At 75.1% G+C, this 15,338-nt stretch carries 10 protein-coding genes; 6 read left to right on the top strand and 4 right to left on the bottom strand.

What is annotated here, in order from left to right:
• A partial coding sequence (locus AB0B41_RS39505) for a M23 family metallopeptidase (protein WP_358212156.1) occupies positions 1-549 on the top strand: 549 nt, incomplete at its 5' end.
• An 81-nt stretch (positions 550-630) separates the two neighbouring features.
• Here the strand turns inward: AB0B41_RS39505 and sthA are convergent.
• Entirely contained in the window at positions 631-2,040 is a 1,410-nt protein-coding gene (gene sthA / locus AB0B41_RS39510; protein ID WP_358212157.1) for a Si-specific NAD(P)(+) transhydrogenase, read from the bottom strand.
• Positions 2,041-2,327: 287 nt separating this feature from the next.
• Here sthA and AB0B41_RS39515 point away from each other — a divergent pair, with 287 nt between their 5' ends.
• Entirely contained in the window at positions 2,328-3,461 is a 1,134-nt protein-coding gene (locus tag AB0B41_RS39515; protein ID WP_358212158.1) for a DUF4192 domain-containing protein, read from the top strand.
• 62 nt (positions 3,462-3,523) lie between these two features.
• On the opposite strand, the gene galE is transcribed toward AB0B41_RS39515, so the two are convergent.
• Together galE and AB0B41_RS39525 are read right to left on the bottom strand one after the other, a co-directional pair.
• A complete protein-coding gene (galE, locus tag AB0B41_RS39520) occupies positions 3,524-4,486 on the bottom strand; it encodes a UDP-glucose 4-epimerase GalE (protein WP_358212159.1) in 963 nt (320 codons plus the stop codon).
• Positions 4,487-4,714: 228 nt separating this feature from the next.
• The gene (locus tag AB0B41_RS39525) at positions 4,715-5,437 is read right to left on the bottom strand and encodes an iron dependent repressor, metal binding and dimerization domain protein (RefSeq protein ID WP_358212160.1); all 723 of its coding nucleotides are present in this window, start codon (positions 5,435-5,437) and stop codon (positions 4,715-4,717) included.
• A 355-nt stretch (positions 5,438-5,792) separates the two neighbouring features.
• Between AB0B41_RS39525 and AB0B41_RS39530 the strand changes: the two genes are divergently transcribed.
• From AB0B41_RS39530 to AB0B41_RS39540, 3 genes are all read left to right on the top strand, one after another.
• A complete protein-coding gene (locus AB0B41_RS39530; RefSeq protein WP_358212165.1) occupies positions 5,793-6,659 on the top strand; it encodes a sulfurtransferase in 867 nt (288 codons plus the stop codon).
• 61 nt (positions 6,660-6,720) lie between these two features.
• Entirely contained in the window at positions 6,721-7,893 is a 1,173-nt protein-coding gene (locus AB0B41_RS39535; protein ID WP_358212161.1) for an acetoin utilization protein AcuC, read from the top strand.
• 4 nt (positions 7,894-7,897) lie between these two features.
• Entirely contained in the window at positions 7,898-10,753 is a 2,856-nt protein-coding gene (locus tag AB0B41_RS39540) for a GNAT family N-acetyltransferase (protein WP_358212162.1), read from the top strand.
• Between the two features lie 112 nt (positions 10,754-10,865).
• Here the strand turns inward: AB0B41_RS39540 and AB0B41_RS39545 are convergent, their stop codons facing one another.
• On the bottom strand, positions 10,866-12,539 hold the full coding sequence (locus AB0B41_RS39545; protein ID WP_358212163.1) for a fumarate hydratase: 1,674 nt from the start codon (positions 12,537-12,539) through the stop codon (positions 10,866-10,868).
• Between the two features lie 262 nt (positions 12,540-12,801).
• Between AB0B41_RS39545 and AB0B41_RS39550 the strand changes: the two genes are divergently transcribed.
• A complete protein-coding gene (locus tag AB0B41_RS39550) occupies positions 12,802-15,252 on the top strand; it encodes a phosphotransferase (protein WP_358212164.1) in 2,451 nt (816 codons plus the stop codon).
• The last annotated feature ends 86 nt before the right edge of the window (positions 15,253-15,338 follow it).

The raw sequence follows: 15,338 nt of genomic DNA on the forward strand, positions 1-15,338 counted from the left end.
GTCGTGGCCGACGTGGTCAAGGCCGCCGACCTGCACCAGGCCGCCGCCGATGCCGCCCGCAAGGCGGCCGAGGAGGCGGAGGCCGCGCGGAAGGCCGCCGAGGCCGAGGCCGCGCGACAGGCCGAGGAGCTCGCGAAGCTCGGCGCCTCCCGCACCGTCGGCGGCGGGATCCAGATGGTGATCGGCCGGGTGTCGTCGGGCTTCGGCATCCGCGGCGGCGCCCCGCACCAGGGCCTGGACATCGCGGCGCCGATCGGCACGCCGATCCACGTGCCGCTGGCCGGCACCGTGATCAGCTCCGGCCCGGCCAGCGGGTTCGGGCTGTGGGTCCGGGTGCAGCACGCGGACGGCACGATCACCACCTACGGCCACATCAACCGGTCGCTGGTGAGCGTGGGCGAGCGCGTGGAGGCCGGGCAGCAGATCGCCGAGGTCGGCAACCGCGGCCAGTCCACCGGCCCGCACCTGCACATCGAGGTCACCACCCCGGCCGGCACCAAGATCAACCCCAAGCCGTGGCTCGACGAGCAGGGGATCGGCTACACCTGAGCCGCCTCGATCAGGGGCGCCACCCTGGTCGATCGCGTTCTGCACGCCGAGCCCAAGAGACGGCCCAAGAGACACTGTCTCCTAGCGGTACGCCTCGAGCGCGCGGATCTTGTTCGTCACGTCCAGCGCGGCGACCTTGTAGGCCTCGGAGAGCGTCGGGTAGTTCAGCACCGTGTCGACCAGGTAGTCGACGGTCCCGCCGCAGCCCATGATCGCCTGGCCGATGTGGACGAGATCGGTGGCGTTGGTGCCGAACACGTGCACGCCCAGCAGCGTCCGGTCCTCGGTGGAGACCAGCAGCTTGAGCATGCCGTAGGAGTCGCCCACGATCGCCCCGCGGGCCAGCTCCCGGTAGCGCGAGATCCCGACCTCGTACGGGGTGGCGGACTCGGTCAGCTCGGCCTCCGTCTTCCCGCAGTACGAGATCTCCGGGACGGTGTAGATGCCGATCGGCTGCAGACCGTGCAGCTCGCGGGCGGGCTCGCCGAACGCGTGGTACGCCGCCAGCCGGCCCTGGTCCATGCTGGTCGCGGCGAGGGCGGGGAAGCCGATCACGTCGCCCACCGCGTAGATGTGCTCGACCTCGGTCCGGTAGTGCTGGTCGACGGCGATGCGTCCGCGCTTGTCGGCCGTGAGGTTCGCCTTGTCCAGCGCCAGCTCGTCCGTGACGCCCTGCCGGCCGGCGGAGTACATGACCATGTCGGCCGGGATCTTCTTGCCGCTGGCCAGCGAGGTGATCGTGCCCTTGGCGGTGTCCTCGACGCGGGCCACCTCCTCGCCGAAGCGGAACGAGACGCCCTGGTCGCGCAGGTGGAACTTGAGCGACTCCACGACCTCGGGGTCGCAGAAGTCGAGCATGTTCGGGCGCTTCTCGACGACCGTGACCTTGGTGCCGAGCGCCGCGAACATCGAGGCGTACTCGATGCCGATCACCCCGGCGCCGACGACGACCATCGAGGTGGGGACGCGGTGCAGGTGCAGGACCGCGTCGGAGTCCACGACGTGGTACTCGTCGTCGTCGAACTCGACCTCCGGCGGCCGCGCCGGCTTGGTGCCGGTCGCGATCACGACGTATCCGGCCGTGACGGTGCTGTGGTCGCCCCGCTCCGGCCCGCTCACCGTGACCGTGTGCGGGTCCTCGAAGTGCGCGGTGCCGCCGAGGATGTCGACGTGGTTGCGCAGCAGCTGGTTGCGGATGATCTCCACCTCGCGGCCCACCACGTGCTGCGTCCGCGCGAGCAGGTCCGCGATGGTGATCTCCGACTTGACCCGGTAGCTCGCGCCGTACATCTCGCGCTGCGCGAACCCGGTCAGGTAGAGGACCGCCTCGCGCAACGTCTTCGACGGGATCGTCCCCGTGTTGACGCAGACGCCGCCCATCATGTCCCGGCGCTCCGCGATCGCCACCCGCTTGCCGAGCTTGGCCGCGGCGATGGCCGCCTTCTGCCCGCCCGGGCCCGAACCGATCACCAGCAGGTCGTAGTCGTACACCGACCGTCCTCCCGTGCGCGTGTCGTGCGCCGTGCGCCCGGCCTCGCGGTCACGCACGCCGGGGGACGCGCTGCTCCCCGGTCAGGGTTCCCGCGCGCGTTCACGAGGGCAACCACAGGACGTTACAACTGTGCGACGACATGACGACCGATCCCGGTGGCGCCTCCGGCCCGGTCGGTCCACAGGGCCCGGTCGGGGCCGCGGTCCCCGGTGCCCGACGCGGCGGTTCTCCACAGCCGTGAGGAAGGTTCCGCCGCACGTCGGTGGCGCGGGTGAGGCTGCCGGGCATGAGTCCTGCGCCGTCTCCCGTGCCGCCCCCGGTCCCGCCGTCCGCCCTCTCCGCCCTGTCCCCGCTGCCCGGGGACCCCGACTCCCCGGTGCGCGTCGGCACCGAGGGCCTCCTCGCCGCGGTACCGGTGCTGATCGGGTTCCGGCCGCGGGACTCGCTGGTCATGATCGCGACGGGCGGGCCGCACGGCCGGCGGGTCGGCCTGACGCTGCGGGTGGACCTGCCGCCGCCGGACGACCCGGAGCTCGTGGCCGCGCTGTGCGAGTCCGCGGCCGCGGCGCTGTGCCGGGACGACCCGGAGGGCGCGGCCGTCCTGGTCGTGGGCGGGGGCGAGCCGGGGGGTGACCGGCCGCCGGCACCGGGGGAGCCGGAGTGGCCACCGCGGGCGGACGTCGCCGGCGCCGCCACGCTCGCCCTGCTCGAGCGGGAGATCGGGGTCCACACGGTGGCGTGGGCGGCGGAGATCGCCGCCGGGGCGCCGTGGCGCTGCTACCCGCTGCACGACTGCCGGTGCGCGGGCACGCTGCCGGACCCGGCGGCCTCGGTCCTCGCCGCGACCGCGGTCGCGCGCGGCGCGGTGGTGCGGGAGTCGCGGGAGGAGCTGGCGAAGGTGGTGGAACCGGCCGGGCCTGCCGAGCCGTTCGAGCCGACCGGGCGGTCCGAACCGGGCGGGCCGTCCGGGCCGTCCGGGCCGACCCCGGGGTCGGCCGGGCGCGCGGACGGCGGGGCGGAGGGCGGGGATCCGCGGCGGTTGCTGCGGGAGGCCCTGGCCGACGCCGCGGCCGGCCGGCTGGTCGTCGGGCGGCGGCTCGCCGGGGCGATGGCCGCGGCGCTGCGCCGGCCGTGGTTCCGCGACGAGGCCCTCGCGGCGTGCGCCGGGGACGCGGCGCCGGAGGCCGAGCAGCTGTGGGCGGCCCTGGCGAGGACAAGCCCCGGTGCGGACGCGGCGACCCCGGCGGCATTGCTCGCCGTGTCGGCGCTGCTGCGGGGCGACGGGGCCCTGGCCAACGTGGCCCTCGACCGCGCGCTCGGCGCGGACCCCGGGCACCGCCTCGCCCACTCCCTGCGGGCCGCGCTCGACGGCGGCTGGGGGCCACGGGAGATCCGGGCGTGGCTGGAGGGCGCGAGGTGACCCAGCTACGTCCGCCCAACCCGCGGGAACTGGCGGACCGGCCGAACCAGCCGGATCCGCCGTCAGACGGGCAGGCGGTCCTGGGCGAAGCGCCAGGCGTCGCCGACCATGGTCTCCAGGGCGGTGCGGGTGGGGTTCCAGCCCAGCTCGGTGGTCGCGCGCTCGCTGGAGGCGATGAGGACCGCGGGGTCGCCGGCCCGGCGCGGGGCCACGCGTGCGGGGATCGGGTGCCCGGTCACCGTGCGGCAGGCCTCGACCACCTCGAGCACCGAGAAGCCGCGGCCGCTGCCGAGGTTGTAGATGCCGTGCCGGCCCGGCTCCGCCTTCTGCAGGGCGAGCAGGTGGGCGTCGGCGAGGTCGTCGACGTGGATGTAGTCCCGCAGGCAGGTGCCGTCCGGCGTGTCCCAGTCGTCGCCGTAGATCGCGACGGACTCCCGGGTGCCCGCGGCCACCTGCAGCACGATCGGGATCAGGTGCGTCTCCACCGCGTGCCGCTCGCCGAAGCGGCCGTGCGCACCGGCCACGTTGAAGTAGCGCAGGCTCACCGCGGCCAGCCCGTACGCCGTGGCGTACGAGGTGATCATGGTGTCGATGGCGAGCTTGCTGGCGCCGTAGGGGTTGGTCGGCCGGGTCGGCGCGTCCTCCGGGATCGGCACCTGCTCCGGCTCGCCGTACACCGCGGCGGTGGAGGAGAAGACCAGCCGCGGGGTGCCGTGCTCGCGCATCGCCTCCAGCAGCCGGAAGGTGCGGACCACGTTGTTGTCCCAGTACAGCTCCGGCTTCTCCACCGACTCGCCGACCAGCGAGCGGGCGGCGAAGTGCAGCACCCCGTTGAAGCCCTCGGCCAGCAGCGGGCCCGCGGCCTCGGACAGCTCGCCCTCCACGAAGCGCGCACCCTCCGGCACCGCGTCGGCGTGCCCGGTGGACAGGTCGTCGAGCACCACGACCTCGTGCCCGGCCTCCACGAGGTGGGCCGCGTTGACGCTGCCGACGTAGCCCGCGCCTCCGGTGACGAGCAGCTTCACGAGGTCCTCCCTGGGTCCGGCCGTCCTCCGCGGAACGGTCTCACGCCCGGCCCGGTTCCCCGCGCGCGCCCCCGGACGCCCGGGCCGGCCCGGACACGCCACGAGCCCCGGCGGCCGGACCGGGGCTCGTGGTGGGAGGGAAGTGGGTGCGCGTGCGGGCCACCGAGGGCGGCCCGCACAGGCGGGAACCGCGACCGGGCGGTGGCTCGTGCGCGCTCGGTCGGTGACTCAGACGGCGCGGACGAGGACCGCGTGCGCGATCAGCGGCGCGACCGTGGCCGTCTCGCCGCCCGAGGTCACGGGCACCGGGTCGCCGAAGCGCGGGATGCCGCCGACCTCGACGTCGCCACCCGGGACGATCCCGGCCAGCTTCAGCTCGCCCATGAGGTCCGCGTCCACCTGCACGTGCTCGGCGATGCGGCGCACCTCGACCCGGCCGCCGCCGCGGCGGGCGAACTCGTCGAGCCGCTGCAGGCCGACCTCGAGGGTGGGCGGCGCCGAGGCGCGCGCGGCGCCCTCCGCGGCCTCGGGGGCGCGCAGCTCGTCCAGCCCCGGGATCGGGTTGCCGTACGGCGAGACCTGCGGGTCGTCGAGCAGCGCGACGAGCTTGCGCTCCACCGCGTCGCTCATCACGTGCTCCCAGCGGCAGGCCTCGGCGTGCACCAGCTCCCACTCGAGGCCGATGACGTCGATGAGCAGGCGCTCGGCGAGGCGGTGCTTGCGCATGACGGCCACGGCGCGGGAGCGGCCGTCGTCCGTCAGCTCGAGGTGCCGGTCGCCGGCGACGACGACGAGCCCGTCGCGCTCCATGCGTGCGACCGTCTGGCTGACGGTCGGACCGCTCTGCCCGAGGCGTTCGGCGATCCGCGCGCGCAGCGGGACGACGCCCTCCTCCTCGAGCTCGTAGATGGTCCGGAGGTACATCTCGGTGGTGTCGATGAGATCGTTCACGGCCGGCCCCTTCGTTCGTCTGACCAGTCTAGCCGCGCCGGTCGCAGCGTCGTCGCAGCGTCGTCGGCGGCCTCGCGGTGGTCGTGGGTGGACGCTGCTGCGTGGTGGGAGATGGTGGGGGACGTTCCGCGGCCCCGGGCACCGTGCCCGGTTCCGTGCGACGCCCTCCGTCACCCGCCCCGGGTGCCGCCGCGTGCAGCGCGGATCGGCGACGCCCGATGGCGGCGGACGCTTCGAGGTCGAGGATAGACCGTGCAGGATGGTGCGCGTGTCCCCGCCGAACGACGAGACGACCCGTGACCGGTCCGGCACCGCGCCGGGCGCCGCTGCGGAACCGGGCTGGAGCGCGCCGCTCATCAGCCCCGCCGGGCTCGCGGCCGTGCTCGACCGTCCCGACCGTCCGGTGGTGCTCGACGTCCGCTGGCGGCTCGGCGGGCCGCACGGCCGCGCCGACCACCTGGCCGGGCACGTCCCCGGTGCCGGGTTCGTCGACCTGGACTCGGAGCTGGCCGACCCGCAGGGGGTCGGCGGGATCGGCGGCCGGCACCCCCTGCCGTCGGTGGCCCGGCTCGAGAGGGCGCTGCGGCTGTGCGGGGTGCGCGCGGGCTCCCGCGTGGTCGCCTACGACGACGCCGACGGCTCCGTGGCCGCCCGGGCCTGGTGGCTGCTGCGGTGGGCGGGGCTGCCCGCGGACCGGGTCGCGGTGCTCGACGGCGGCTGGGCGGCGTGGCGGGCGGCCGGCCTGCCCGAGGACACCGGGCCGCTGGCCCCGCAGAACGGCACGATCGTCGTCCGGCCCGGCGGCATGCCGGTGGTCGACGCGGAGGGGGCGGCGGTGATCGCCGGTGCCGGCGTGCTGCTCGACGCCCGCGCCGCCGTGCGCTACCGCGGCGAGCAGGAGCCGGTCGACCGGCGGGCCGGGCACATCCCGGGCGCGGTCAACGCGCCGTCGGCCGGGCACGTCGGGCCGGAGGGGCACTGGCTCCCGCCCGAGGAGCTGGCCGCGCGGTTCCGCGCGCTGGGCGTGGGGCACGGGCCGGTGGGGGCGTACTGCGGGTCGGGCGTCACCGCGGCGTCGGTCGTGCTGGCGCTCGAGGTCGCCGGCCTGCGCACGCCCGAGCGGCCCGCGGTGCTCTATGCCGGGTCGTGGTCGGACTGGAGCTCCGACCGGCGCCGGCCCGTCGCCACCGGCGAGGAGCCGGGCGACCCGGGGCAGCTGTGAGGACGCCGCCGGGACCTCCTGCACGTGGCCCTGCGGGCGCGATTCGCCTACGGTCCGCGTCATGAGCCCGCGCACCTCCGTGGTCTGGACGCCGGAGTTCCTCACCTACCAGCTCTCGGACGACCATCCCCTCAATCCGGTGCGGCTCGACCTGACGATGCGGCTGGCCAGCCAGCTGGGCGTGCTCGACGGCGTCGAGCTCCTCGCGCCGGAGCCCGCCACGGAGCAGGACCTGCTGCGCGTCCACGAACCCGGGTACCTCACGGCCGTGAAGTCGGCACCGGAGATGCCGTTCGACGTCGGGCACGGGCTCGGCACGGACGACAACCCGATCTTCTTCGGCATGCACGAGGCCAGCTCGCTGATCTGCGGGGGCTCGCTGCTGGCGGCCCGCGAGATCGCCGAGGGCCGCGCCGACCGCGCGGTCAACATCGCCGGCGGGCTGCACCACGCCATGCCGGGCCGGGCGGCCGGGTTCTGCGTCTACAACGACTGCGCGGTGGCCATCGCGTGGCTGCTCGAGCAGGGCTACGAGCGCATCGCCTACGTCGACGTCGACGTGCACCACGGCGACGGCGTCCAGGCCGCGTTCTACGACGACCCGCGCGTCATGACCATCTCGCTGCACCAGCACCCGCTCACGCTGTGGCCCGGCACCGGCTGGTCGGCGGAGCTGGGCAAGGGCAAGGGCGAGGGGTACGCCGTCAACATCCCGCTGCCGCCCGGCACGGGCGACGCCGGCTGGCGCCGCGCCTTCCACGCGATCGTGCCCTCGCTGCTGAAGGACTTCCGCCCGCAGGTCCTGGTCAGCGAGTGCGGCGCCGACGCGCACGCGGAGGACCCGCTGGCCAACCTCGAGATGTCGGTCGACGGGCAGCGCGCCACCTACCAGGCCATGCGCGAGCTGGCCGAGACCACGGCCGGCGGGAAGTGGCTCGTGCTCGGCGGCGGCGGGTACGCGCTGTTCCGCGTGGTCCCGCGGGCGTGGACCCACCTGCTCGCGACGGTCCTCGACCGCGACCTCGACCCGGCGACGTCCATCCCCGCGGACTGGACCGCCCACGCCACCTCGCTCACCCGGATGCCGCTGCCGGTCGCCATGACGGACGACGCCGACCCCGCGTACTCCCCGTGGGGCGACGGCGAGGCGGACCGGGTCGACGGCGGCCTCGTCGACACCCGGCGGGCCGTCTTTCCCCTGCACGGCCTCGACCCCGACGACCCCCGGGACTAAGTCCATGCCTGATCGCGCGCCCGACCGGGCCGACCGGACCACCACCGACACCGGCACCCACGCCGGCAGCAGCACCGGCACCGCGACCGTCGACCCCCCGGCCGGCGGCGCCCCCGAGGCGACCGCCCCCGTACCGCCGGGCGATGCCGCCCCCGGGCCGGCCTACCCGCGGCACTGGGAGGCGGACATCGTGGCCTCCGACGGAGGGATCGTGCACCTGCGCCCGATCCAGCCGTCCGACGCCGACGCGCTGCTGGCCTTCCACCAGCTGCTCTCCGACCGCACCCGCTACCTGCGCTACTTCGGGCCCTACCCACGGATCCCCCCGCGCGACCTGGAGCGGTTCGTCACCGTCGACCACCACAAGCGGGTGGCCTTCGTCGCGCTGCTCGGCGACGAGATCATCGCCGTCGGGCGCTACGAGGGCCTGAGCGACCCGGACAAGCCCGACGCACCGGTGACCTCCGCGGAGGTCGCGTTCGTGGTGCGGGACGACCACCAGGGCCGCGGGCTCGGCTCGATCCTGCTCGAGCACCTCGCGGCCGCGGCCCGGGAGAACGGCCTCGACCGCTTCGAGGCCGAGGTGCTGGTCGAGAACCACGCCATGGTCCGGGTCTTCCGCGAGGCCGGGTACCAGGTGCGGCGCGCCTTCGCCGAGGGCGTGCTGCACCTCGAGTTCGACATCGACCCCACCGAGCGCTCCCTCGCCGTGCGGGACTCGCGCGAGCAGGCCGCCGAGGCCCGCAGCGTCGCGAACGTGCTCAACCCCACGTCCGTGGCGGTCATCGGGGCGTCCACGGACCCGTCGAAGATCGGCCACGCCGTCCTGTCGAACCTGTTGCGCGCCAACTTCACCGGGCCCGTCTACCCGGTCAACCCGGACGCCCGCTCGGTGCGCGGCGTGCGGGCCTACGCCTCGGTCACGGACATCCCCGACCCGGTCGACCTCGCCGTCGTCGCCATCCCCGCCGCGGGGATCGACGAGGTCATGGACTCCTGCCTGGAGAAGGGCGTCAAGGCGCTGGTGGTGGTCAGCTCCGGGTTCGCCGACGCCGGCGGGCACGGCGTGAGCGCCGAGCGCAAGCTCGTCGCCGAGGCCCGGGCGCACGGCATGCGCGTGATCGGGCCGAACGCGCTGGGCGTGGCCAACCTGGCCGACGAGGTGCGCCTCAACGCCAGCCTGGCCCCGGACCTGCCGCCGCGCGGCCGGGTGGGCTTCTTCAGCCAGTCCGGCGCGCTGGGCACCGCGATCCTCGCGACGGCCAAGTCCCGCGGGCTCGGGCTGTCGACGTTCGTCTCCGCCGGCAACCGGGCCGACGTCTCCGGCAACGACCTGCTCCAGTTCTGGCAGACCGACCCGGCCACGGACGTCGTCCTGCTGTACCTGGAGACCTTCGGCAACCCGCGCAAGTTCGGGCGGCTCGCGCGCCGGCTCGCCCGCACCAAGCCGGTGGTGGCGGCGAAGAGCGGCCGGCACGCCGCGCCCGAGCGGCTCCGGGAGAGCGCCGTCCCGATCGACGACGCGAGCGTGCGGGCGCTGTTCGAGCAGTCCGGCGTGATCCGCGTCGAGACCATCGCCCAGCTGTTCGACACCGCGCTGCTGCTGGCCTACCAGCCGCTGCCGAAGGGTCGCCGGGTGGCGGTCGTCGGCAACTCGACGGCGCTGAACGTGCTGGTCACGGACGCGCTGCGGGACGAGGGCATGGAGACCGCGGGCGACCCGGTCGACGTCGGCGCGGCCGCGTCGCCCGAGGAGTTCGCCGCCGCCGTGGGCCGGGCCCTGGAGGCCGACGGCGCGGCCGAGGCGGACTCGATCGTCGTGGTGTTCGTGCCGCCGATCGCGACGCCGGGCGCGGAGTACGCGCGGGTGCTGCGCGAGACCGCGAACAGCGGCGTGGACAAGCCGGTGGCCGCGGTGTTCCTGGCGATGGAGGGCGTGCCGGACGAGCTCGCCGTCCCGCTGCCGGACGGCACGCCCGGTCCGGGTTCCGTGCCGTCGTACGCCAGCCCGGAGCGCGCGGTGCAGGCGCTGTCCCGGGTGGCCCGGTACGCGGCCTGGCGGGAGATGCCGGTCGGGGAGTTCGTCGAGCCCGACGGCATCGACGTCGACCGGGCGCGGGCGGTGATCGAGCGCTTCGGCGTGCACACCGACCCGGACCGGGCGGCCGACGGCGCCGGCGACGCCGCGACGCGCACGCTGTCGGACGACGAGGCCGTCGAGCTGCTGGGCTGCTTCGGTATCCCCGTCACGGTGTTCCGCCGCGTCCGCGGGTCCCAGGCCGCCGAGGCGGCGGCCGAGGAGATCGGGTACCCGATCGCGCTCAAGGCGGTGGGGGACCGGTGGCGGCACCGGACCGACCTGGTCGGGGTGCGCCTGGACCTCGGGTCCGCCGCCGCGGTCCGGCGCGCGTTCGCCGACCTCGAGCGGGTGACCGGCAAGGACGAGGTCTACGTGCAGCGGATGGCGCCCAAGGGCACGTCGTGCGTGCTGGAGGTGGCGGAGGACCCGTCGTTCGGCTCGCTGCTGTCCTTCGGCATCTCCGGGATGGCCACCCAGCTGCTCGACGACCGGGCCTTCCGGGTGGTGCCGCTGTCGACCGAGGACGCGGCGGAGCTCATCCGGGCGCCGCGGGCCGCCCCGCTGCTCACCGGGTACCGCGGCTCGGAGCCGGCGGACCTGGCCGCGCTCGAGGACCTGGCGCTGCGGGTGGGGGCGATGGCGGAGGCCCTGCCGGAGCTGCGCTCGCTCGCGCTCGACCCGGTGCTCGCCTCGGCCGAGGGCGCCTTCGTCACCGGCGCCCGGGTCGTCCTGGGCCCGCCCCCGACGCGGGACGACCACGGCCCCCGCCGACTCGGCTGAAGAACCGCCTTATGGAACCATGATGCGCAATTCCGCCGTTCTCGACCGCGCGATGGAACCATGATGCGCGAGAAGGCTCCGCTCCCGCGCATCGTGGTTCCATCACGCTTGGTCAGGTGCGGAAGGTGACCTGCAGGGTCGGGGTGCTGGTCTCGGCGAAGAAGTCGTTGCCCTTGTCGTCGACCACGACGAAGGCGGGGAAGTCCTCGACCTCGATCTTCCAGACCGCCTCCATGCCGAGCTCCGGGTACTCCAGCACGTCGACCTTGCGGATGCAGTCCTGCGCGAGCCGGGCGGCCGGGCCGCCGATCGACCCCAGGTAGAACCCGCCGTGGGCGGCGCAGGAGTCGGTGACCTGCTTCGAGCGGTTGCCCTTGGCCAGCATCACCAGCGACCCGCCGGCCTCCTGGAACTGCTTCACGTAGGAGTCCATCCGGCCCGCGGTGGTCGGCCCGAAGGAGCCCGACGCGTAGCCCTCGGGGGTCTTGGCCGGTCCGGCGTAGTACACCGGATGGTCCTTCAGGTACTGGGGCATCTCCTCGCCGCGCTCGAGCCGCTCGGCGATCTTCGCGTGCGCGATGTCGCGGGCGACCACCAGCGGACCGGTGAGCGAGACGCGGGTCTTGACCGGCAGCTGCGAGAGCGTGGCGCGGATCTCGGACATCGGGCGGGTGAGGTCGATCTTCACGACCTCGTCGGCGCCCGACGCGACACCCGACTCGGCGAGCTGCTCCTCGGTGACGTCCGGCAGGTACTTGGCCGGGTCCCGCTCGAGCTGCTCGAGGTACACGCCGTTCGCGGTGATCTTCGCCTTGGCCTGGCGGTCCGCCGAGCAGGACACCGCGATGCCGACCGGCAGCGAGGCGCCGTGCCGCGGCAGCCGGACCACACGGACGTCGTGGCAGAAGTACTTGCCGCCGAACTGCGCGCCGATGCCGAAGGTGCGGGTCAGCTCGAGTACCTGCTGCTCCAGCTCGGGGTCCCGGATCGCGTGGCCCAGCTCCGATCCCGAGGTGGGCAACCCGTCCAGGTAGCGCGCGGAGGCCAGCTTCGCGACCTTGAGCGTGTACTCGGCGGACATGCCGCCCACGACGATCGCGAGGTGGTACGGCGGGCAGGCCGCGGTGCCCAGCGAGCGGAGCTTCTCGTCGAGGAAGGCGGCGAGCCGCTTCGGGTTCAGCAGCGCCTTCGTCTCCTGGTAGAGGAAGGTCTTGTTGGCCGAGCCGCCGCCCTTCGCCATGACGAGGAACTCGTAGGACGGCTTCTGCCCCGGCTTCGAGTACAGCTCCACCTGCGCCGGCAGGTTCGTCCCGGTGTTCTTCTCGTCCCAGAACGACAGCGGCGCCATCTGCGAGTACCGCAGGTTGAGCTCGTCGTAGGCCTGGAAGACGCCGCGAGAGATCGCCTCCTCGTCGTCCCCGCCGGTCAGGACCGTCTCGGTCTTCTTGCCGATGACGATCGCGGTGCCGGTGTCCTGGCACATCGGCAGCACGCCGCCCGCGGAGACGCAGGCGTTGCGCAGCAGGTCGGTGGCGACGAACCGGTCGTTGCCGGAGGCCTCCGGGTCGTCGATGATCGCGCGGAGCTGGGCGAGGTGGCTCGGCCGCAGGTGGTGCTGGATGTCCTTGACGGCCTCGCGGACGAGGCCGGTGATCGTGGTGGGATCGATCTCGAGGAACGTCCGGCCGGCCGCCTCGACGAGCTTCCCGGCGGGAAGGTCGAGCTCGCGGTACTCCGTCCGGTCGTCCCCGAGCGGGAGCACGTCGGTGTGGTGGAACTCGGGCATGGGTGGACGCTACCTTCGGACCCCGCCGCGACCGGCACGGAGCGGGCGTGATGCTCGCCCCGCCGCCGGACGGCCCGCTCGCCGACCCGTCCCGGGCCCCGGCCCCGATCCTGCCCGAACCGTCCCCGTGTGACCGGAACCTCCCTCCGTCGAGCGACCCCGCGACACCGCCCGTCTCCCGCGGAGCGCCGCACGTCGTTCGGGGGGCGTTCATCCTCACTCCACCCGGACGTCGTACGGCCGTGTTGCTAGCGTGCCGCCGGTGGAGAGCCGGGGCGTACGGGCGCCAGATGACCCGCCGAAACCCGAACCCCCGCGACCCACCGGGACGCGGGCCCGGCTCCGCCACCCGCTGCGCGCGGGGGTCCTCCGCACCGGGATCGGCGGCAGGATCGGCGGCAGGATCAGCGGCAGGATCAGCGGTGCCGCCCACCGCGACGGCCTCGCCCTCATCCTCGGCTCCGGCCTCACCTCGGCCGTCGGGCTCGTCTACTGGGTCCTCGCCGCCCGGCTGTTCCCCGCCCACGTCGTCGGGCTGAACCAGGCCGCGCTCTCCGCGGTGATGCTGTTGGGCAGCGTCGCGCACCTCAACATGACCTACGCGCTGCTGCGGTTCGTCCCGGTCGCCGGGCAGGCCGCGCGGCGGCTCGTGATCGGCGGGTACCTGGCCGCGGGCGGGATCGCCGCGCTGGCCGGGCTGGCCTTCGCCGCCGGCGCACGGTGGTGGGCGCCGGACCTGGTGGCGGCGGTGGGCCAGGACCGGCTCACGGTGTTCTTCGTGCTCGCGACGCCGGTCTGGGCGCTGTTCACGGTGCAGGACTACGTGCTGACCGGGATCCGGCGGGCGACGGTCGTCCCGCTGGAGAACGGCGTCTTCGCCGTGCTCAAGGTCGGCCTGCTGCTGGCCGCGCTGGTCGCCACGGTGACCGGCGCGATCGCCGTCTCCTGGATGGTCGCGACGGCCCTGCTGGTCCTGGTCGTGAACGTCTGGCTGCTGGCCCGGGCGCTGCCGCGCTTCACCCGCGCGCACGAGGCCGCGGGCGGCGCCGTGGAGCGGATCACGGCGCGGGACCTCGGCGGGTTCGTCCGCGCCGACTACGCGGGCGCGATCTTCCAGCAGGCGGCGATGTTCGGCATGCCCGTGCTGGTGCTCGGCCGGCTCGGTCCGGAGGCCAACGGCGCGTACGGCATCGTCTGGCAGATCGCCCAGGCGCTGTTCGTGGTCTCGTCCGGGATGAACCAGTCGATGGTCGCCCACACCGCCGCGGACGCCGCCTCGGCCGACGCCGTCGAGGCCGCCCGCCGCGCGACGATCCGCCGCTCGCTCACCCTCGTCCTGCCCGCGGCGCTGGTGGTCGCCGCGGGCGCTCCGCTGATCCTCTCGGTGTTCGGCGCCGGCTACGCCCGCGAGGGCACCGCCGCGCTCGCGCTCACCGCCCTCGCCGCGGTCCCGTACGCGGTGACCTCCGCGACGGTGAGCGCCGCGCGGGTCCGCCGCCGCGGCCGCGTCCAGTTCGCGGTGCCCGCGGCGGCCGCCGTGCTGGTGATCGGCGGCTCGTGGCTGCTGCTGCCGGTGCTCGGCATCGTCGGCGCCGGCCTGGCGTGGCTGGTCGGGCAGTCGGTGGTCGCGCTGGTGATCATGATCGGGACCGCGCGGTGGCTGCCGCCGGTCCTCGCCCACCGGGTCGACGCGCTGCGCTCGGCGGGCCTGCTGCGCCGCATCGGCGGGGCCGACAGCCTACTGCACCGCGTGCCCGGCGGCGCGGGCTGGACCCTCGGCGAGCGCCTGACCGGCGGCTCGGAGTCCGTGGTCGTCCGGGTCGGCCCGGAAGGCGGCGCGCTCCGGCCGGGGCAGCAGGGTGCCCTCCAGCAGGGCGCGCTGCTCAAGGCGTGCGACACCCCGCGCAGCCGCCGTGGGCTGGCCTGGCAGACCGAGGTGCTCGACCGGCTGCACGCCGACCCGCGGATCGGGCACCTGCACGCGCTGCTGCCGCAGGTCCTCGGTGCCGGCGAGATCGGCCGCAGCTACTGCGTGATCGAGTCGCTGGTGCCGGGGGAGAGCGGGCTCACGGTGCTGCGCGATCCCGTCCGCGGCCCCGGGTTCGTCGACCACGCCGCCGAGGTGATCGGAGAGCTGCACCGGCACACGGGGGAGGTCCGCCCGATCGGGCCGGAGGACCTCGACGCCTGGGTGCACGAGCCGCTGTCCCGCGTGCGGTCGCTCGTCCCGCGCGCGCTGCACGCCGACACCCGCACCCTCGCCGCCCGGCTCGACGCCGCACTCCGCGGCCGCCGCGCGTCCGTCGGCTGGGTGCACGGCGACTTCAGCCCGGTCAACCTCCTCGCCGACGCCGGGGGCCGGGTCACCGGGATCGTCGACTGGTGCGAGGCCCGCCCCGCCGGGCTGCAGGTGCTCGACGTCGTGGCGCTGCACCAGTTCGCCGTGATGCACGGGGCGGGGCGGGAGCTCGGCCCGCTGGTGCTCGACTGGCTGGCCGGGCCGCCCGACGCCGTCGGCGAGCGGATGGGCTCGGCCCAGCGCCGGCTGGGCGGCGACCCGGTCGACGACCGGGTGCTCACCGTCCTGGGCTGGCTGCAGCACGTCTCCGAGGTGGCCCGGAAGTCCGCGCGCGCCTCGGCGAACCCGCTGTGGGTGCGGCGCAACGTCCGCGCCCCGCTGCGCGGCGCCCGCGCCGCCCTCGACGCGGCCTGAGCGGCCCGAGCCTGGTCGGGGGGGGGGGGGGGGCCCCCGCCCGGGCGGCCCCCCCCCGGGGGCACCGCGGGCCCCCCGCGGGGCGC

The organism is Pseudonocardia sp. NPDC049154 (assembly GCF_040648315.1).
Lineage (GTDB): Bacteria > Actinomycetota > Actinomycetes > Mycobacteriales > Pseudonocardiaceae > Pseudonocardia.